This window comes from Mycolicibacter icosiumassiliensis (assembly GCF_900078685.2).
GTDB classification, from domain to species: Bacteria; Actinomycetota; Actinomycetes; order Mycobacteriales; family Mycobacteriaceae; genus Mycobacterium; species Mycobacterium icosiumassiliensis.
The window spans coordinates 3212322-3231037 of record NZ_LT546166.1 but is presented as its reverse complement, the minus strand read 5'-3'; the positions used below and the strand labels follow the sequence as shown (position 1 = coordinate 3231037).

General features: G+C 63.0%; 20 protein-coding genes and 1 pseudogene. 12 read left to right on the top strand and 9 right to left on the bottom strand.

All coding sequences use genetic code 11. From position 1 onward, the window contains the following. Window positions 1-489, top strand: a complete 489-nt coding sequence (locus BN4346_RS39395; RefSeq protein ID WP_067974347.1) for a MarR family winged helix-turn-helix transcriptional regulator — start codon at window positions 1-3, stop codon at window positions 487-489. A 248-nt stretch (window positions 490-737) separates the two neighbouring features. On the opposite strand, the gene BN4346_RS39390 is transcribed toward BN4346_RS39395, so the two are convergent. The 3 genes from BN4346_RS39390 to BN4346_RS39380 form a co-directional block, all read right to left on the bottom strand. Continuing rightward, entirely contained in the window at window positions 738-1376 is a 639-nt protein-coding gene (locus BN4346_RS39390) for a Fic/DOC family protein (protein WP_067974344.1), read from the bottom strand. 12 nt (window positions 1377-1388) lie between these two features. Then, window positions 1389-1571, bottom strand: coding sequence for an antitoxin VbhA family protein (locus BN4346_RS39385; RefSeq protein WP_067974341.1), 183 nt, complete (start codon window positions 1569-1571; stop codon window positions 1389-1391). 67 nt (window positions 1572-1638) lie between these two features. Beyond that, complete coding sequence (locus BN4346_RS39380) at window positions 1639-1989, bottom strand: hypothetical protein (RefSeq protein ID WP_067974339.1); 351 nt, start codon at window positions 1987-1989, stop codon at window positions 1639-1641. Between the two features lie 197 nt (window positions 1990-2186). Here BN4346_RS39380 and BN4346_RS39375 point away from each other — a divergent pair, with 197 nt between their 5' ends. Both BN4346_RS39375 and BN4346_RS39370 read left to right on the top strand, forming a co-directional pair. Next, window positions 2187-2774, top strand: a complete 588-nt coding sequence (locus tag BN4346_RS39375) for a type IV toxin-antitoxin system AbiEi family antitoxin domain-containing protein (RefSeq protein WP_067974481.1) — start codon at window positions 2187-2189, stop codon at window positions 2772-2774. Next, a complete protein-coding gene (locus BN4346_RS39370; RefSeq protein WP_067974336.1) occupies window positions 2771-3667 on the top strand; it encodes a nucleotidyl transferase AbiEii/AbiGii toxin family protein in 897 nt (298 codons plus the stop codon). The genes BN4346_RS39375 and BN4346_RS39370 overlap by 4 nt, the downstream gene beginning before the upstream one ends. A gap of 276 nt (window positions 3668-3943) precedes the next feature. Here the strand turns inward: BN4346_RS39370 and BN4346_RS39365 are convergent, their stop codons facing one another. Both BN4346_RS39365 and BN4346_RS39360 read right to left on the bottom strand, forming a co-directional pair. After that, window positions 3944-5134 (bottom strand): type II toxin-antitoxin system HipA family toxin, encoded by a 1191-nt coding sequence (locus tag BN4346_RS39365; RefSeq protein WP_067974333.1) that lies wholly within the window; start codon window positions 5132-5134, stop codon window positions 3944-3946. Further along, window positions 5127-5444 (bottom strand): helix-turn-helix transcriptional regulator, encoded by a 318-nt coding sequence (locus BN4346_RS39360; protein ID WP_078058724.1) that lies wholly within the window; start codon window positions 5442-5444, stop codon window positions 5127-5129. The genes BN4346_RS39365 and BN4346_RS39360 overlap by 8 nt, the downstream gene beginning before the upstream one ends. Window positions 5445-5762: 318 nt before the next feature. Here BN4346_RS39360 and BN4346_RS39355 point away from each other — a divergent pair, with 318 nt between their 5' ends. Beyond that, window positions 5763-6095: a helix-turn-helix domain-containing protein gene (locus BN4346_RS39355; protein WP_078058723.1), complete on the top strand. Its 333-nt coding sequence runs from the start codon at window positions 5763-5765 to the stop codon at window positions 6093-6095. Then, window positions 6095-7375 carry a type II toxin-antitoxin system HipA family toxin gene (locus tag BN4346_RS39350; protein WP_067974328.1) on the top strand — a complete coding sequence of 427 codons (1281 nt, stop codon included), beginning with the start codon at window positions 6095-6097 and terminating at the stop codon, window positions 7373-7375. Before BN4346_RS39355 ends, BN4346_RS39350 begins: the two co-directional genes overlap by 1 nt. Window positions 7376-7571: 196 nt before the next feature. Here BN4346_RS39350 and BN4346_RS39345 read toward each other — a convergent pair whose 3' ends face one another. Together BN4346_RS39345 and BN4346_RS39340 are read right to left on the bottom strand one after the other, a co-directional pair. Continuing rightward, on the bottom strand, window positions 7572-8138 hold the full coding sequence (locus BN4346_RS39345) for a hypothetical protein (protein ID WP_067974326.1): 567 nt from the start codon (window positions 8136-8138) through the stop codon (window positions 7572-7574). Further along, window positions 8138-8338 (bottom strand): hypothetical protein, encoded by a 201-nt coding sequence (locus tag BN4346_RS39340; RefSeq protein ID WP_067974324.1) that lies wholly within the window; start codon window positions 8336-8338, stop codon window positions 8138-8140. The genes BN4346_RS39345 and BN4346_RS39340 overlap by 1 nt, the downstream gene beginning before the upstream one ends. Window positions 8339-8394: 56 nt before the next feature. Between BN4346_RS39340 and BN4346_RS39335 the strand changes: the two genes are divergently transcribed. Both BN4346_RS39335 and BN4346_RS47370 read left to right on the top strand, forming a co-directional pair. Beyond that, a complete protein-coding gene (locus BN4346_RS39335) occupies window positions 8395-8610 on the top strand; it encodes a FitA-like ribbon-helix-helix domain-containing protein (RefSeq protein WP_096867711.1) in 216 nt (71 codons plus the stop codon). An 81-nt stretch (window positions 8611-8691) separates the two neighbouring features. Continuing rightward, a pseudogene (locus BN4346_RS47370) lies at window positions 8692-8787 on the top strand (site-specific integrase); the annotation flags it as partial. Between the two features lie 104 nt (window positions 8788-8891). Here BN4346_RS47370 and BN4346_RS39325 read toward each other — a convergent pair. Beyond that, window positions 8892-9890, bottom strand: coding sequence for an amidohydrolase family protein (locus BN4346_RS39325; RefSeq protein WP_067974318.1), 999 nt, complete (start codon window positions 9888-9890; stop codon window positions 8892-8894). 468 nt (window positions 9891-10358) lie between these two features. Here BN4346_RS39325 and BN4346_RS39320 point away from each other — a divergent pair, with 468 nt between their 5' ends. Both BN4346_RS39320 and BN4346_RS39315 read left to right on the top strand, forming a co-directional pair. Continuing rightward, window positions 10359-12041, top strand: coding sequence for an Eco57I restriction-modification methylase domain-containing protein (locus BN4346_RS39320; protein ID WP_067974315.1), 1683 nt, complete (start codon window positions 10359-10361; stop codon window positions 12039-12041). Next, window positions 12038-12748 carry a PaeR7I family type II restriction endonuclease gene (locus tag BN4346_RS39315; RefSeq protein WP_067974312.1) on the top strand — a complete coding sequence of 237 codons (711 nt, stop codon included), beginning with the start codon at window positions 12038-12040 and terminating at the stop codon, window positions 12746-12748. Before BN4346_RS39320 ends, BN4346_RS39315 begins: the two co-directional genes overlap by 4 nt. 354 nt (window positions 12749-13102) lie before the next feature. Here the strand turns inward: BN4346_RS39315 and BN4346_RS39310 are convergent, their stop codons facing one another. Continuing rightward, window positions 13103-13861, bottom strand: a complete 759-nt coding sequence (locus BN4346_RS39310) for a PE-PPE domain-containing protein (protein ID WP_067974309.1) — start codon at window positions 13859-13861, stop codon at window positions 13103-13105. Between the two features lie 381 nt (window positions 13862-14242). Here BN4346_RS39310 and BN4346_RS39305 point away from each other — a divergent pair, with 381 nt between their 5' ends. From BN4346_RS39305 to BN4346_RS39295, 3 genes are all read left to right on the top strand, one after another. Next, complete coding sequence (locus BN4346_RS39305; RefSeq protein ID WP_096867557.1) at window positions 14243-15079, top strand: hypothetical protein; 837 nt, start codon at window positions 14243-14245, stop codon at window positions 15077-15079. Between the two features lie 229 nt (window positions 15080-15308). Further along, window positions 15309-17075 carry a PI-PLC domain-containing protein gene (locus tag BN4346_RS39300; protein ID WP_067974305.1) on the top strand — a complete coding sequence of 589 codons (1767 nt, stop codon included), beginning with the start codon at window positions 15309-15311 and terminating at the stop codon, window positions 17073-17075. Window positions 17076-17345: 270 nt separating this feature from the next. After that, window positions 17346-18650: a hypothetical protein gene (locus BN4346_RS39295; protein WP_154677613.1), complete on the top strand. Its 1305-nt coding sequence runs from the start codon at window positions 17346-17348 to the stop codon at window positions 18648-18650. Window positions 18651-18716: the final 66 nt, after the last annotated feature.

Sequence of the window (18716 nt, the reverse complement as noted above, 5' to 3'; positions counted from 1 at the left end):
ATGGCCTGTTTCCTTCCCGGCCGAACCGGCGTACCGAAATTGGATCTGGCCGAACACAAGTCCTGGCAGCACTATCTGGCGACCGTGTTGCATATGACCACGCTGCTTAACAGGGAACTGCTTGATGCCCACCAGTTGTCGCTGGCCGATCTGCAGTTGCTGGACCTGTTGGATACCTCACCGGCCGGCAGTGTCCAGATGGGGGAGCTGCCCGAGGCGCTGGATTCGCTGCCCAGCCGGCTCACCCGGCAGATCAAAAAGCTCGAAGAGCGCGGCCTGGTGCAGCGGACGCTGGACCCGCACGATCGCCGCCGCGTCATGGCCACCATCACCGCCACCGGGAAAACACTGCTGGAACAGACCCTGATCACCTACACCAACGCCGTCCGCACCCACTTCCTCGGGCCGCTGACCCGCCCCCAGATTGCCGCCATGGCCACCACCTGCCGCCAGATCGGCGACGGCCTGAAAGGGCCTGGGCGACCTTGACGTCCGCAATGAGGATCGATGCGCACGCGGCAAGCGCGACGTCAGAGTTTCGAAATCACCGTCACGGCGTCGACGCCGGCGAAGATCGCGTCGTGTCGTCTGAGGAGCAACGGGACGAATCCGGTGTCCGTGAGTCGTTACGCTGGCTACGAGCAAGTGTCCGAGGGGGGACTTGGCTACCTGCGACACGGGTTGAGGTCTTTCAAATTGGCCCCTGAACAGCAGATTCCAACGCGGAGCCCGTGAGGTCAGAAGTTGTAGGCGGGATCAGTGTCGATGATCTTGGCGAACATGCGCGTCAGTCCGGTGAGGTCGCCGTCGGCGCGCGCGGTGTGGCAGGTGGTGTGCAACTCGGTGACGTCGGTCTGGTTCCAGTCGAGGCCGTTGCCACGTTCGGAGAGTAGGAGATTGAAGAATTCGCGGGTGGCCCGTCCGTTGCCTTCCCGAAATGGGTGGGCGAAGTTGACGTAGTCGTAGAGGTAGGCCACGGTGCGGGGGAGATCAGCGTCGGCTACGTCGGCCAGCTGGTTCAGGCGGTAGATTTCGGCGCCGACGTGATCCATGGGCTGGCCGATACTGCCTGGGGGACAGAATGATTCATTGCCCTTTTCGATGCCCACGGTCCGTATGTCGCCGGCCCAGAGATAGACATCCTGGAACAGGTGCCGATGGATCGCTCGCAGCAGCAGCAAGTCGTACGAGCGTGGAGCAAGCAGGCTGGGATTCTCGCGAAGCTCGACCACGCGAGCTTCAACGAGGTCGTTCTCGGCATCCCGAAGCTCGGCGGGTGTGGTGGCTCCGACGCGGTTTCGGAGTACGTGGGTACCGGGGATGAAGTAGCCCTGCCAATTCCGGTCGGGATCACCGGTGTCCCAGGGGTGTGCCACTACAAGGGCCGGTTATTGGATGTTGTAGCGGCGACGAACGCGGTCGCCCAACTCGGCGGCTGTGATCGCGCCGCGGACATAGTCGTCTTGGTCGGCGCGGGTTGCTGCGGTGCTTTGGGCGCCTTCGAGTTCAGAACTGCGCCGAATCGAGCGAACGGTCTTAGCGCGGCGCTCCGTCGTTTCTGTCTCGGTCACGCTCGCCCCCTTGGCATCGATGTTTCATCCAGAATAGTCCGCCACCGAGGAACCGCGTTGCCGCGGCTCACGGATTCTGAGCGTCACGTTCTGCTCGTATGGCGTTCAGCAGCGTCATGGAAGCGGTGTCGGCGGCGGTCAGGTCCAGCTCGCCGCCCAGCCAGCCGAAGGTGTCTCCGAGACTCTTGACCTCAAGGGCTCTGCGCCCCACTGGCTTCCCAGTGCGCGGGTTTATTGCTTTACGCCCGTCACCGTCGATGCCGTACTCCGCTATGTGCTGGCTGACATCGCGCATCAGCTTGAGGTGGGGGAGTGCTCGCTCGAAGGCATTGAGGGGAGCCCACCAGCGCCCGATTCTCGACTTGGCTAGCACGCCTGCCTGGCGCATCCGCCACAGCGCGGCAATCAGGAAGTCCACATCGATGAAGACTGCCCAGTAGCCGTCTTCATTGTGTTGTGACGGACCCGCCTCGTGTCTGACTTCACATCTCATACTCATGACGGATTGAAAGTCATGCTCATGACGGATTGAAAGCTTCGTGGACGGTACGTACCAAATCCTATACAGTGATGACAGGTATGTACAGGATTTGGTACGGAGGGGCGGTGGTCGCCATGAACGATGCAGCCAGCTGCGACAGCTTGAGTGCGATGCCGGACACGTTCCGATTTTCCGAAGCCCTAGAGCACATGAATAGGCGCCAGTTTTACAACCTTCGCGACGAAGGGCGCATCGTCCAGATCGCACGCGGTCTTTACCGCAAGAGCACGTGGTACGGCGATGAAGACCTCGCCGAGATCAGCTCTGCGTCATCCCAGGCCACGATCGCCCTTCGATCGGCGCTGGCACGCCATGACCTCATCGACGACATCCCTGACCTATTCGACATCGCCATCCCTCGGGGAAGTTGGGCGCCGCTGCTGAACACACCGATCAGGTGGCATCGCTTTGACCCGGCCACTTTCACCATCGGACGCGACACTCTGGCGACCGGCGCGGGCACGCAGATCGGTATCTACTCCGCACCGCGCAGCATCATCGATTCCTATCGCTTGCATCATCGCGAAGGTATCGATCTGGCTAACGATGCCCTCAAGCGGTGGTTGCGCCAAGGTGGTCAACCCTCCGAACTGCTGCGGATGGCGCGGTCGTTCCCGCGCGCGCAGCGCGCTCTCCAGCAGGCGCTGGCCATTCTGCTATGAGCCCAGTCTCGCGTGAAACGGCCGGCGGCCGAGCCTATATCGATCTCCAACGGCGCGCTAAGGACAGCCGCCGGAGCACCCAAGAACTGCTCCAGCTTTACATCCTTGAGGGATTCCTTGCCCGCCTCAGCCGCAGCGCGTCGAGGAGGAAGTTCGTCCTCAAAGGTAGGGTCCTCTTGGCGGCGTTCGGTAGCCGTCGTCCTACCCGTGACGTTGACCTGGCTGGTCAGGACCTTGGGAACTCGGAGGCCGAGATTGTTGGCCTCATCAGATCGGTCCTTGAGGTGCGTCTATCCGAGGATGATGGAATCGAGTTCGACTCTGTTGCAGTGCGTTCAGAGATTATTCGGGAGGATAACGAGTATTCCGGTGTCCGCGTCAGCGCCGGAGCCCAGGTCGCCACGTCCCGGCATACGTTTCACGTCGACGTGAGCGTCGGCGACCCCATTGTGCCCAGCCCCACGCTGGTGTCGGTGCCTCGGCTGCTCGGAGGCGAGCCCATCACCCTCAACGGCTATCCGCTGCACATGGTGCACGCCGAAAAAGTTGTGACCGCTATACAGCGCGGTGTCGCCAATACGCGTTGGCGCGATTTCGGTGACATCTGGGTTCTGTCTCGCGCTCACGCGCTGGGCGGAACGGATCTTCAGACGGCGATTAGGGAAGTTGCGCAACATCGACAGGCCGAGTTGATACCGCTCGCCGACGTGCTCGACGGCTATCCCCAACTGGCTCAGTCCCGGTGGAGGGCGTGGCGCAACCGACAAGCCCGCGATGAACTCCCCGAGCAGTTCGCCGATCTGCTCGCCGAAGTCATCGCCTTCGCCGAACCCGCGATCACCGACGATCTCACCGACGTGAGCTGGAGCCCAGACGACGGGATATGGCGCTAACGCACGATCGGCATCCGAAGACGATGTTCAGCCCGATGGCATCGAACGGTCATGATCTCGGAGCCAGCGATATCCGATCGAAACCAGAAGACGGAAAAGCCCGCTCCGGTGTATTTCAGAGCGAGCCTTGCGAATTTATTAGCTAACCTAAATTATGTCGTAGGGGGGACTTGGCCACCTGCGACACGATTCGAGACCTTCCAACTGAGTCGTTGAAACATCCCCTTACCGCTGTTGAGGGGATGTTTTGGTTGGGTTAGCGAAGATAGCCGCGCCCTAATTGGCTGCGCGCAGTGCGCTCACGGCCTGGGTGTGGAGGTCGGTCTCCATGGCTTTGACCTCGTCGCTGAGGTATGGGCTGGTCTGCACGGCGTCATGCACGTGATCGACGAAGTCCCGGGCCGCGTCGCGTTCGACACCCAATGCCTGCGCAGCCGCGGGCAGGGCCGTCAGCATCCCTTCGCTGTCGGATCGCCCGTCAAGCGCGGTCGCATGGGTTTTCGCCAGGTCGGTGTTCGGGTTCACGTCGAACACCGGTGAGAGTCGCCAGCGCCCCGATTCCCGGACGAATCCGTGGTTGCGTAAGTGGTCGTCGGTGTTGTGGATCAGCGCCCCGAGGGCCACACGCCGGAACAATTCGACCTTGTCGTCGTGCTGAGCACCGGACTCTTCCATGACCGCGGCAATGTCCAGGTAGTCGCCGTGCTCGCCTTCGGCTGCGCCCAACAGTGTCTTGGCGCTGGCGTAGGCGATCCGGCCGGTCGGTGTTCGGTCGAATCGCGGAATGAGCAGAGCGGTCTCGGCGGCATGATCGCCGATCAGGATCGGTGCCCCCACGCTGCGCAAACCTAACTCGCGCATGACTAGTAGTGTCGCGTGCTCGTTGCGCACGTGATGTGAGTCGGCGGGTTCCCACGCGAGCTTGGCGAGGTATAGCGTGCCGTCCTCGCCGAGCACGGACACCTTCGGATGTGCACCGCCAAGAGCGGATGTGCCGGCGTCGAGTAGTTCCTTGGCGGCCAGGTGAACGCGTTTGGGGTCGCCGGCGACCACGTCACGTGCCAATGCCCGCAGCGGGGGCAGATCGACGATGCGGGGGACGGTCCCGGACTGGTTGAGCCAGGTACCGTTTTCCCGAAACCGCAACGCGCCCTGCCGTAGTGGGTCGTGAACCTCGAAGAGGTAGTCGGATTCGAAGACGTGGCCGGTGCGTCCCCGGTCGATCAATGTGCGGCCCCACCTGTCGGGCGCGGCATCGGTGAACGCGGCCAGGAGGTGCGCTGTCGCCAACGCGGTACTGCTGCGTGGCTGTTCGGGGCCAAGGTCGTAGGAGTGGGGGTGGCCCACGAAGTCGTCGTCGTAGGTGAATCGGTAGCGTTCTACGCCTCGTGCGCGTGATACCAGTAGTCGGCCGACCATCAACCCCAGTTGGTCGTCGAGTACGTCGACGGTGCGATAGTCAGCCACGGCGGCGGACCCGTTTGGGTAGTTCGTCGGTGATCAGTGCGGCGCCGAAATCCGAACGCAGCGGGTCGAATCCTTCAACGACCCTGTCCAGTAGTCCGAGGGTATGGACTACCGACAGGACCGTCGACATCGACACGGTCGGGTTGCCGGATTCGATTTTGGCGATGGTGCTGATCGAGGTGTGTGCCCGTTGGGCCAACTCAGCCTGGGTCAGTCGCTGCGCTCGGCGCCATTCCGAGAGCGCATCACCGATCCGATCGGAGGCAGCGGTGATCGCACGGTCCTTGGACACTGACCTCCGGGTAGCCATAAACCATAGAATATCACGTATTAACCCGCTTAATCCGTCAGATTAACTGGGTTATGAGGCGAAGGCAATCGGGTCGACGCGCGAGCGGCAACCGTGACGTCAGAGTTTCGAAATCACTGCCATCACCGTAGCTGGGGTCTGAAAACCTGCCTGCGCACACCCATGCCGTTTTCGCTGATCAGGGCTAAGGAGCTCAATCCTGCGGCAGACCCGTATCAGGTGTCCTGGAGCGAAAAGTAGCAGAACGGCGACTGTCATGAAAGATGTCGAACGGCTACAATCCAAAATGTTGCCGAACGACTACAAGGAGCGAGGGAAATGCACGTCAAGACCATGCGCGATCTTGGTGCACTCGTTCGTTCGGCTCGCACCGCTCGCGGAATGACACAGGCCGAGTTTGCTGCGCAACTGCGGGTGAGTCGTGATTGGGTCGTCCGCTTGGAGAAGGGGCATCCGCGGCTCGAAGCGCAACGGGTGCTCGATGCCCTTCGCGTCGTCGGCGTCAGCCTGGAAGCAACCGTGCCCGAGGCGCCGACGGATGCCCGTCGCGCACGCAGTCAGGACGGCACTGCTCAGGAGTCCAAGAAGGTAGCGACGGATCCAACCCCTCCTGATCCATTCGACGCCCTGTTCGGCACGAGGAAGAGCTAATGGCCGCCCGGACACTGCAGGTGTACCTCGATGGGACTCTGATCGGCGCGGCGACGCAGTCCAGTCATGGTTCTCTGAATTTCAGCTACGACAGCGAGTACATCGTTACGGGCGACCCGACACCGCTATCATTGTCGCTGCCCATCTTGTCAGATCGGCACCGGGACAAGGCTGTTCGGGCATACCTCGAAGGCCTGCTTCCGGACAGTGAAGGTGCGCGACAGCGATGGGCACGCGAATATCACGTGTCGACGAACAATCCCTTCGCTCTGCTTGCTCACGTCGGCCGCGATGCGGCCGGCGCGGTGCAGATCCTTCCCCCCGAGGCCGACCCGAGCGATGCCAGGGCCCGAACCGGTGACATGGAATGGCTCAGCAACAACGACTTCGTCGACCTCGTGCAGGATCTCGCCACTCATCAATCCGACTGGGATCCGGGCAGATTCGGGGGACGGTGGAGCCTCGCCGGCGCGCAACCGAAGATCGCGCTGTTCCGGGAGCCCGAGTCTGGACGGTTTGGGATCCCACGAGATTCGACACCGACAACTGTGATCGTCAAACCTGCGATCGCCAGGTACGCGCAGCACCATATCAACGAAGCGCTGTGCCAACGTGCGGCACGGGAAGCGGGGCTGCTGGCCGCTGAATCAGAGGTGTTGGAGGCCGGCGATGTTGAGGTGCTCATCTCGACTCGCTACGACCGCCGTCATGATCGGACCGGGTGGCATCGCGTGCACCAGGAGGACATGTGCCAAGCGCTATCGGTGCATCCCAGTCTGAAATACCAGTCCGACGGCGGGCCTGCGGTGGGTGATATCGCCGACCTCCTCGGCCGGCTCCCGATCGAAGACCGCGAGGTGAACGCCGAACGCGTCTTCAAAGCGCTGGCCTACCACGTCCTGATCGGCGGTACCGACGCCCACGCCAAGAACTACTCTCTTGTTCTCATAGGATCACGCGCCCAGGTGTCGCCGCTGTATGACGCCGCCTCGGCGGCAGCCTACGACCAGCACGAGCGCCTCCAATCGTCGATGAAGATCGGCGATCACTGGACGATGCTCGATGTCACCAATTCCGATTGGCGCAAGGTTGGACGCCGCCTCGGGATACCCGGCGAGCAGGCCGTGGCCTTGGTGGACGAACTCCGCGACCAACTCCCCGGCGCTTTCGAACGCGCCGCTGCCTCTCTGCCTATAGCAGTGCGATCCACCGCAGAACACATGACGGAACGGATCATCGATCATATTGCCGGTACATGGAAGCCCAATCCGGGGCGCTGAGCATCGAATCCGCCGGTAGGAGTTCTCTGCGCCCGATTGATATACCGGCAAGCTGGTTGTACTGCTGATCACCTCGATCGTCGGGCGGACCCGGCTGACCCCGGCTCAGGCTCAGCGGTGGGCGCGCGAGCTGCGTGGCGCCGTACGGGATGCGCAGTGAGGTACCGAATAGGTGCACAGAGCGAAAAGCATTGGGCTAGAGGTTATGCCCGCTCAGTGTGAACAGCACGTTGATGGGTTCTGTGCCGCCGGGGTGGATGTCCGCCTGGCGGTACAGGGTTCCGACCGTCGTTCCAGGTGTGGTCCATTCATCGCTGTACATCTGCCACTGCTCTACGGCTGCGCAGCGTTCGAAGATTCCGGAATCAGACCATAGCTCGGGCGAGGGCGGCGGCGGTTCCCTCAGCAGAGTCTGTCCGCTCGGCGGTGGGGGGCAGTCATTCGCGGGTCGCACCAGGGTGTAGTCCTTGCGCGCGTGCATGGCGGTGAGGTAAGTGTCGATGTCGGCTAGCGGGGCCTTGAAAGCCACTGTGATGCTGGTGTCGGACTCCATTGGTGCTTTGGTCCGATGTGCGGTGGATTCCAACGGGACCAAAGACGCCGGAAGTTGTGCCCATTTCGCAACCCCGTTGATCTTGCGCACCGCGTCGTCGATAGAAATCTCTTGGGTGGACGTCGTCGTGACGCTTTCGAAGCCGCAGGCCGCCAGGACTTGGGCCGCGAGAAACGCCACCGCAATGGTGGTCAGGAGTCTGCGTGGCATTAGCGCACCACGCCTTCAACGGTTTGCACGCTGCTTGAACCTGTTATGAGGAAATCTTGCGCCAGTCCGGCGGCTTGCAGGTCATGCGCCCAGGAGGAAATCTGCTGAGTTGTGCCGCTGGCGTAGGGATGCGTCGCGAAGTTGTACCAGTCGTAGACATCGTTGCGATAACTCAACGAGTACGTGCCATCTGGGTTCATGGTTATGTTGTACGCGGTAGACAACGAGTAGAGCGGAGGTGGTCATGGAGCAGATGTTGATCCGCAATCTTCCCGATGGGACCAAGGCAGCGTTGCGTGTACGCGCCGCGCGTCATCATCACTCCGTCGAGGCGGAAGCCCGCGCGATCCTCAGCGCGGGATTGTCGGGTGAAGACGTCCCCATGTCGGTGCTGCTCGCCGCCGATACCGGCCATGACATCGACTTCGAGCCCGAACATCTCGGCCCGACGGCCCGCACCGCAGACCTGTGACGTACGTGCTGGACACCAACGTGGTGTCGGCCTTGCGTGTGCCGTGGCGCAACCGGCCGTCCAGGCGATGGGTGGACTCGGGTCTCGCACCACCTGAGGCCTACCACGGCGTCACCGGTTATCAGCCCGGGCGCTAATGTCAGGGTCGTGCAGCGGATACTTGGCCACGCGACAGCCGGACCCGGTGAGGAGAACAATATCCGCAGTTAGCTAGGCCCAGGGGCGGTAGCTCAGTCGGTTAGAGCCGCGGACTCATAATCCGTTGGTCGTGGGTTCGAGCCTCAGATACGCAATAGCGCTTCGGCGTTGTTGTGTGCGATGGCATGCATCTGTGGCTCGGAAAGCCCAGAGCCGGTGAGGAATTCGGTGACGTTGTCACGTTTGACGTAGGGGAAGTCCTCGGAGTAGATGATCCGCTCCGCACCCAGTTCGGCGACCACGTGGTCGAGCTGATGCTGGCTGAACATCCCCGACGGGGTCACCCAGATTTGTTGCCGGTAGTAGTCGCTGATGTGGCGGTCACGGCCCTGACGTACCAGTGCGAAGGTCTCGTCCAGACGCTCGAGCCAAAACGCCATCACCTCTCCCCAGTGCCCACTGAGTAGTTTCAGGCCGGGGTGACGGTCTAACGCGCCGGACAAGATCAGCCGAAGGATGTGTATACCGGCCTCGGCGTGCCAGCCGAATGCGGGTCCGGAGAACATGAGGCCGACGGCGGCGGGCCAGTCGCCGAAGTAGTAGGGCCGCGAGACCTGGGGGTGGGGAAGTCCGGGATGCACGTAGATCGGTAAGTCCACCGCCTCGGCTGCTGCCAGTATCGGGTCGAAACGCGCATCGTCGAGAAAAAGTCCCTCGAAGGTCCCCGCGATCAACGCGCCCACGAACCCCAGGTCGCCCGCACAACGGCGTAGTTCCTCAGCCGCCGCCGCGGGGTCGTAAAGGGGGAGTGTGGCAAATCCCCGAAACCGGTCGGGATGCTCGGAAATCTGTTGTGCCAAATCGTTGTTCACCTGACGGCACAGCTGCACCGACTCCGGAGCGGCCAGTGCGCTTGGGCTGCCGTTGCCGTGCGAGACGACTTGGACATCGACACCGACGGCATCCATATGCTCCAACCGATGCCCACCAAGGCGGGCGGCCGCGTCGGGGTCGTCGTTGAAGACCGAACCGAATGCGACGAGTTCATCGAGCGGCAAGTCGCCGGGTGGCCCGCTTAGCTGTAGAACCCGCCGGCTGACCTCGGGGTGCTCAAAGTGTTCCTCAACGGTGATGATGCGCATCCAGTTCGCTCCTTTGGCCTGGTACGCCCGTGCAGCTGTTGGCGCTCACACGGGGCGGAATGGCTAGATGAGTGGATTGTGAAGTTCGCCGAGATCTTCAACGTAGCTGGTCAAGGTGGCGCCGCGGGGGAGGAATAGTTGGGGTGGGTACGGTGGCCACGCCGTCGGGGTGCCGGTGAAGATGAGGTCGCCGGTGCTGCCCTTGTGCAGCACCTCTTCGTCGAGTTGGCATCCGATTGTGGTCGACGACCTGGCTGGTGCGCTCCAGCAGTCTGGCCAAGGCGTTGAGTGCCCGGTGCAACCGGCCCCGACGCACCCCGGCCGCACCGACCAGGGTGCGCCGGCCGTTGCGCAACACCGTTTGGGTTTCACACACTCGAGGCCGCGGAATGACGGTCTCTGAACTATCCACAGCCTGGCCGCTGTGTCGGGAGTCGCCGCAGCAGCTACGCCGATAGAGTTGCCGCCGTGAGTGGTCCGGCTGCCGAAACGACACCGAGCTACGGCGAAGTCTTCACCCGCCGCTGGGTGGTCGAGGTGCTGCTGGACCTGACCGGCTACACCGCCGACCGGGACCTCGGCGGGCTGAATCTGGTCGAGCCGTCGTGCGGATCTGGTGGGTTTCTCGGTCCGGCGGTCGAGCGGTTGCTGGCCAGCGCCAAGGCTCACGGCCGCAGCCTGGCCGATCTCGGCGACGTCGTCCGCGCCTATGACTTACAGGCACAACACGTCGCCACTACCCGACAGCTGTGCCGGGATCTGCTGGCTGGTGCGGGGGCGCCACCTGTGCTTGCCGTCGAACTGGCCCGCCAGTGGGTCCGCAATGGCGACTTCCTTCTCCTCGGTACCGGCCTGGACGCCGCCGACGGCGACGACGTACCTGCGGCCGATGTCGTGATCGGCAACCCGCCCTATATCCGCCACGACGACCTGGCGCCTGGCCTGGCCGCGGAGTATCGGCGGACATGGCCGACGATGCGTGGCCGGTGCGATGTCTACGTGGGCTTCATCGAGCGCGGCCTGCAGGTGCTCAAGCCTGGCGGGCGACTCGGCTTCATCTGTGCCGACCGGTGGATGCACAACCAGTACGGGGCTTCGCTACGGGAGCTGGTTGCCCGGCGGTTCGCCGTCGAGCATGCCTGGAAGATGCACGACGTGGACGCCTTCGAAGCGCAGGTGTCGGCGTATCCCGCGATCACCGTCATCGCCAACGCCCCGCAGAAGTCAGCTGTCGTCGCCGACACCACGGCGGCGTTCGGCGAGGCAGGTGGACGCAGCCTCGTGGCAGCGATGGCCGACGACACGCGTGTCGAGTACGTCGGCCCGGGTGTGGCTGCGCACCGGCTGCCGCACTGGTTCTCCGGCGATGGATTGTGGCCGACCGGATCACCGGCACGCCTGGCGCTCATCGAGCAGTTGAACGACAACTTCGGCCCACTGCATGACCCCCGGGCCGGGACGAGAGTCGGCATCGGCATCGCCACCGGCGCTGACAAGGTGTACGTCACCACCGACCCCGACGCGGTGGAACGCGACCGCCTGGTACCGCTGGCCACCCAGCGCGACCTCGGCTCCGGCCGGTTCGAATGGCGCGGCACCTATCTGGTGAACCCATGGGCCGACGACGGTTCCCTGGTACACCTCGGCGACTACCCGCGACTGGCCGCCTACCTGACCGCGCACCCGGCGTTATGGGAGCGGTTCGTTGCGCGGAAATCGCCCGCGTCGTGGTACCGCACCATCGATAAACTCAACCCCGCGCTCACGCCGAAGCCGAAGCTGCTGCTGCAGGACATGAAGGCGCACATCCACCCGGTGCTGGAGCCCGGTGGGCACTACCCACACCACAACCTCTACTACGTCGTCTCCGACGCGTGGGACATGGAAGTGCTCGGCGGGTTGCTGCTGAGTCGGATCGCCCAGGCATACATCGAGGCGTACTGCGTGCGGATGCGAGGAGGCACATTGCGGTTCCAGGCTCAGTACCTCAAGCAGATTCGAGTTCCAGCACCGGAGAGCATCTCTGCGACCCTGGCCGAGTCGCTGCGGGGAGCCTTTCGTGCTCGTGACGTGGACGCGGCTACCCGTGCTGCCGCACAGGCGTACGGCATCGATCCGGCGGAGTTCGAGCTCCTGGTGCCGGCGGCGTGACGACGACGTTCCAGGATTACGACACCGCTATTCGCGCCTTCTGGACTGGTCGTGATCTGCAGACGCAGAAGCAGATCGATTCGGGGCGGATTGACGCCGGCACACGAGGATCAGTCACCGGCGGCCAGCACCTCACACCCCTGCAGGACGTGATCGCCGATCAGTTCGCGCCGTTGGTGGAGATGGGCGCCGAAGTCCGGCGCACCGGGATAATCCCTCTGCCGGGCTTCTACCGGCGCGCGAAAAACTGGGACGTCGTTGTCACGCTCGGTGACACGTTGGTCGCGGCGATTGAGTGCAAGTCCCAAGTGGGTTCCTTCGCTAAGAACTTCAACAACCGCACCGAAGAGGCCATCGGCAATGCGGTCGACTTATGGCGGGCCTACGAGGCCGGCTACCTGGGGAAGGTCCGTCCGTGGCTGGGGTTCACATTCGTGATTGAGCACGCGCCCGCGTCCACGAGCCCGGTCCGCGATCGGGGCCGGCCGCTGTATCCGACTGACCCGGTGTTCGACGATTCTTCTTACAGCGACCGGTACACGATCCTGTTCGACCGACTCGTGCGCGAACGGCTCTACGACGCGACCTGCCTGATATCCACGGCCAGAGGCGAAGGTATCCACGCCGAGCCGCTGTCGGAGGTGTCGACGCGCAACCTCACCGCCGCTATCGCAGGCCGGGTGGCCTACATCAAAGGGTTGGTGTAGCACCGCCGAATCCTCGACTGAGACAGGCAAGGAGATGGGAGATCAGGTGGTCGCGCTCGACCTGTTCGGTCGGGACACCGAATTGCTCCGCGACGGCGGCCTTTTCGTCGCTGTTCACCGCTGCGCCCAGGCTCTGGCCCGTTCCAGCGATGCGCCGCGTCGTTGTGCGGTCGCCAGAGTCTGCAGGCGGTCCCCCTCATTTCAGTAAGCAAATCACAGGCTAAAGGCCTATGAAATGCATACCCGTGACCATTCGCTGTCTTCTTTGCTGTTGGAGCGGTTGCTTCCGCGGCTCAACTGAAGCGTGAATTCGAGACCGTCACAGCCGCGCCCCGGACCTTGGCGCTGTCTGCGTCAGACGGCGAAGAGCGCGTTGATCAGCGCCTGCGTCAGGTCGCCGAAGTCGAGTGTCGGAATATCGTTGAACGTGGTCATCCCGTCGACAGTCGATGTGGCCGAGTCGATTTGGTCTGCCGTCAACCCGAAGTAGGCGTCATGCAGGGCCAACCCGTACAGCACGTCCAGCCAACTTGTGCCCCCGAACAGCAGGTCTATCCAGCTTTGGACAAAGGGGTTCGTGAAGATGTCGCCGTGGATGTTGAATACTTCGGTGGGGTACATGTCGGTGGGGACGGAGCCGGGGTTCGCGCCGAGCATCACGAAACGTAAAGCGTCGCTGGGGACACCGGCATCGACGAGTTGCTCCTGGGCGTAGGAGGCGATGAGGCTGCTCTGGGAGTAGGTGAAAATGGTCAGCGGGTCGCTGCAGACGCCGGAGGCGTCGCAGCCCATCTCGCCGGCGGAGTAGTCGGCGAGGATCGCGTCGACCAGGATGGTTTGACCCTGCGGGACGCTGTTAAAGAAGTCCAGGCTGTTAGGCATGGTCAGCGGCAACGTCGACGCGTCGGTGCCGTGGTAGCCCAGCGGCCCGAGGTACAGGTCGATCCCGTTGCTGATGTAGCTGGCACTCGGTGTCGGGATCCCGGTCGGGCCCAACACCAACGCGTTGGTTGATCCGTAAAGGAAGTCGTAGTTGTCGTTGGCGGCGTTGGCCGCACCGGCCAGGGCCAGCGCCGCGCCGCACAGTGCGGCGCCGAAGACCACTTGCTTCATCGGTTCCCCTTGTTCGCAACGATCGTGATGTGGCCAAGCCCATTGCACGGCAGGTGATTACGTTGGCCGACATCTCCCCAAAAGATGTCGATCGTGCAGTGTGCCGTCGGGTGACAACGACAGAATTATTGCAAGGTACGTCAATTTCCGTCTTCAGATTTGAAAGATTCGCTGAATGAAACCGCCAACGTCCGGCCCGTTGATGTGATAAAGGAGTCGGCGGGCCGGCATAAGAAGACTTAGGTCCGCGCTTGAGGAGCGCACGCCACATCTCCGACGGGCCCATCGGGGTAGTGCGGCCCGCAAGCGGCAGGCCAAAAATCCCCCATTCCCGCGGTTGACCAGCGTGCCCAGAGTTACCGTAGTGGCTCCAGTAATGAAATGAGCGTTGTGGGATCAGCCAGTTACCTCGGTCTCAGCGTCGCTATCGCAGCGCTGGCCGCGGGCACCGTCATCGCGCCGCCGTTGGTGGCGTCGCCCCCTGACGTCGTCGTGCGCGCAGTCGAGCTGACGGCCAGTCCGTTCGACCCGTATGTGGACCTGATCACCAACACCGTCAACAATCTGGGCGCCATTGGCGCGCACTGGCTCGACAACCCGCTGCCCACGGTGGTCCAGCTGGCCACCAACGGGTTCGATTACGCGCAAAGGACGTTCGATGCGTTCGGCGGCGCCGCCCAGTCCTTCGTCGACGGTTTGATCAACCTGCCCGACCAGCTCGAAACGCTGTTCAGCGCCATCTCGTCGAGCGATATCACGGCGGCCTTGGGGCAGGCAATCATCATCGTGATCAGCGCCTTTCCGGTGTTGGGCCTGGTGGATCGACTGGTGGCGATCCCCATCGACATCCTCGGGAACGTCGTGAACGCGGCGATGGCCACCCTGCATGCGCTGCAGGTGCCGGTCGGCCTTGCCGCGCTGAGCTCCCTGCAGGCCGTCGCTGCCGAGTTCGAGACGGTGGCCCGCAATCTTGTCGACGACCTGTCGGCCGGGGATCTCACCGGCGCGCTGATCGGGCTGATCGGAGCGCCGGCCGACCTGCTCAACGCCTATCTCAACAGCGAAAGCCCGGGCCTGGCCGGCCTTCTCGCGCCCTTCCAGGACGTGAACCACACGGGTTTCCTCGATGCCCTGGTGAACTATCTGCCGCAAGCTGTCGCGGAGTCGATCGGCGCCGCGAACATTCCGATCGATGGTTCGCTCCTGCCGGACTCCTGAGTCGCCCGGCGTTCGTGGCACTCCCCATGCCGAGCTGCTGACATAAAGAAAAACTAAGTTAACTCGCAGAATTCATTGAGTTCTATCTGTGATCATGTCGTGTTACCGGTGTGATTCTTGGTGCTCATTGTTACGGAAGTTGCCTGAGTGTTCCGGGGGTCGTAACCGTGTGAGGAGTTTGACCTGTGGTCGATCTGGCGGCAGTTGAGCGTTTCCGGCGTCACTTCGGGTGGACCGCCACCGCGGGGAGCGCAACCCGCCGGCTGCGTTGGACCGCGGTAATCGCCGTGCTGTCAGTACTTTCCGGGGAGTCTCGACGCCGGCCACCGTCGGCATCCAAGTGTTGTCTCCCAATTCGGCGCCGCCGTCGCTGGCGACCGCCTGTACCGACCTGGGCCCGGCCTTCACCCCGGTATGCACCGCGATCGGTGACGTCAGCGACCCGGTGGTGCAGGCCTGCAGCACGGTGGCCTCGGTGGATGCGTGCAGCTGGTTCGGCGGCAACAAGCATGGGCTGATCAGCGCCTGCTTCGACATCGCCACCGGCCAACTCGCGGCGGCCTGTAAGACGCTCGACGCCGCGGCGCAACTGGTAGCCAGCCAGTGCCGGGTGATCAACGGTCCGATCGACTACTGCGCGCTGCGCAGCGGCAGTCCGATCGGCAACAGATCCGTGCAGAACTATCTGGCCGGGCCGGTGCACAAGGCGTTGGCCCAGCAGTACCAGTTGATCTCGACCCTGCCGCTGGGGGAGGCCCAGCTGCCGGCGACCCACAACTCGTTCAACTACACCAACGCCAACGTCCCGCCCACGTTGTCGGGTATGGACCCCGACCAGCTGTACTCGTTGGTCGACCAACTCGACCTGGATATGCGGTTCATCGAACTCGACATGCATTGGTACCCCAGTCTGGGCGCGCCCGGCGGGTATGCGCCGATCCTGTGCCACGGCTTCGACAACCACTTGGGCTGCACCTTCGAACGCACCGCTGCCTCCGGCCTGAAGGAAGTCCGCGGCTGGTTGGATGCCCACCCTGACCAGGTGATCGTTCTCTACATCGAAAATCGGCTCGACGACCCGGTCGACGACATCAGCAAGTCGCTGCCGGCCGGGGCCGCCGTTATCGAGAGCACGCTGGGCAACACCTCGGCGCGCGACTTGTTGTTCCGTCCCTCGCAGGTGCAGCCCGGTGGCACCTGCGACACCCAGCCAATACCCCTGGGCGTCACCATGGCCCAGGTGCTGGCGAGCGGCAAGCAGGTGCTGCTCTATACCAACAGCGGTTGTGGCCACGACGCGGCGTGGGACGCGCTCGGCTTCAACGACAGCAACGTGGAGGAGAAGGGGATGCCGGTCGCCGTGCAGTACCCCGACTGCTATTTCAGCAGGACGCAGTTCGAGAGCTCCTACACGCGGTTCTTCGACTCCAACACCCTGGTCGACGTGCTCGCCGGCGGCGGCAATGCCCAGCCGATGACGGCCGACCAGATCCACGAAATGATGCGCTGCGGAACCAACGCGCCCGGCGTGAACTTCCTGGACCCGCACGCTGATCAGCTGGCAGGTTTCGTGTGGAGCTGGTCCTACGGCCAACCGCTGACCAACCCCACCCAGCAGTGCGCCGTGCACAACGGCGACGGCCGCTTCCAGGCCGAGGCCTGCGGCCAATTCTTGCGCTACGCCTGCCAGGGCCCCGACGGCTGGCACATCAGCTCCGGCGCCGGCCAATTCGGCGGCGGCGCCCTCGCCTGCATCGGCCAGGGCGCCTTCGCGGTGCCGCGCACCGGATATCAGAACGAACTGCTCAAGGCGGCCAAAGCCCAGGCCGGCGTGGACCGGGTCTGGCTGGCATACACCGCCGGCACCGACGGCAACTGGACGATGGGAGCAACGCCACCGCCGGCACCGTCGACTCCGCTGAGGCCGACCACGCCGAGCCTGCCGCCGTACCTGGCGGAGGTGCCCGAGGCGCTGGGCCCGGTCACGGTGTCCTGACGCCGGGCTTGAGCGGACTGAGCCGACTTGGCTCACTTCCGTCGCTATGACGCTTGCTGGTTTATATAGCCTGAAGAAATACGCTTTTGATGGTCAGCGCAAAAATCAGCGCCTTCCAAGCATGGCCTGTGGTAAGTATCGTATGGCGATAATACAGTTCGGGCCGCGGGAGGGCGCATGCACAGGACCTTCAGAATTATGGAAAAGCCCGCCCTCGCCACAGCTGTGTCTGGGATGGCCGTACTGGCTGCAGCGTCTACCCTCGGCGCGGTGTCGGCCGTCCAACACCGTTCGGTGATCTTGACTTCCGCCGATCAGCTGGTGGAGATGGGCGGCACTTTGGAACAGGTGATGCCGAGCACGACCTTCAGTCTCATCGCCGATGTGATTAATCGGGTTTACGGGACCGACTTCAGTGACGCACCTGTGAGTCCGATTGCTGGCACCAACTCCTATTCCAACAGCACTGGACTGGACCTGTTCACCCCGGAGGGTATCTACTCCGGTACCTACGTCGACGATGAAATCTATCTGGCCAACGGGCTGATAGGGAACACACCCGCGAACGTGATCGACCCCGCCGACCCGATAACCGTCTTCGGCATTTCCCAAAGCGCTGGCGCCATGGGGCTGCTCATCGACGACATTGCGAATGGCACTATCCCCACTCAGGGCATCGGTGCCTTCACCCAGAACCTGGCTCCCGGGGCACAGGCAATCTTGTCTAATGAAGACATCCACTGGATCGCCCTGGCCCCGCCGTCAATGGGCCAGCACGGCAACGCAGCCGGTCTGTTCACCGTCCCCTATCCTGCAGGAACGTATACCAATTCCCCCGACGGGGGTCTGAACTATCGAGTGATGTACCCGCATATGTACACCACTGGAATCGGCGGTCAGCTTGTCGCCAAGATCTTCCCTATCAACGCTCCCAATGCCGATGTGTACTGCGGTATATATGACGCGGTCTGTGACTTTCCCACGACGGGAAACGCGACTGCACAGACCAATTCCTCGGACGCGATGACCTACATCCATAATGGATACGGTTCGCTGACCACCAATGAGTTCACCTACGAGATGGCCCACGCCACCAACTACACCATTGGTTCAGATGGCAGCGTTAGCATCATCGCCCCGGGTGCCACGGCTCCAGCTGGGGAGACGGTGTTTCACTTGATGCCCGACGTGTACAACTACGGCACCGACGCCAAACCCGACTACGACTCGCTGCTGCCGAGTGCCTACAACTCCTTGTGGGTCAGGTCGTTTTACGAGCAGTTCCTGCCGCAGAACACCTTGCAGGTTGATGCGGGATACGGCGATAGCCTGCACCCGTTTGAGTACATGATCAGCAACCACTGGTACACGTTCGACGACGTCAACGGGTCGCTGCAAGTTGTCGAGGTCACCCCGGGCGAGGTGCTGCCCGCAGTGACACCGGAGGAGCTGAGCGACTTTAGCCCGTTGGCCGCACAGATCGCGAGCGGAGCTGTTTCCCCCACCGGCCTAGAAGATGCTGCTGCCGACGCCACGGCCACCGACTGGGTTAGCCAACTTTTTAGTTGGCTTTAACGAGGCCCGAGCCGTAGTTGCCGGGGACAAGGTCCCGGGGGTGTTGCTGCCCGAAGCTGGATGGGT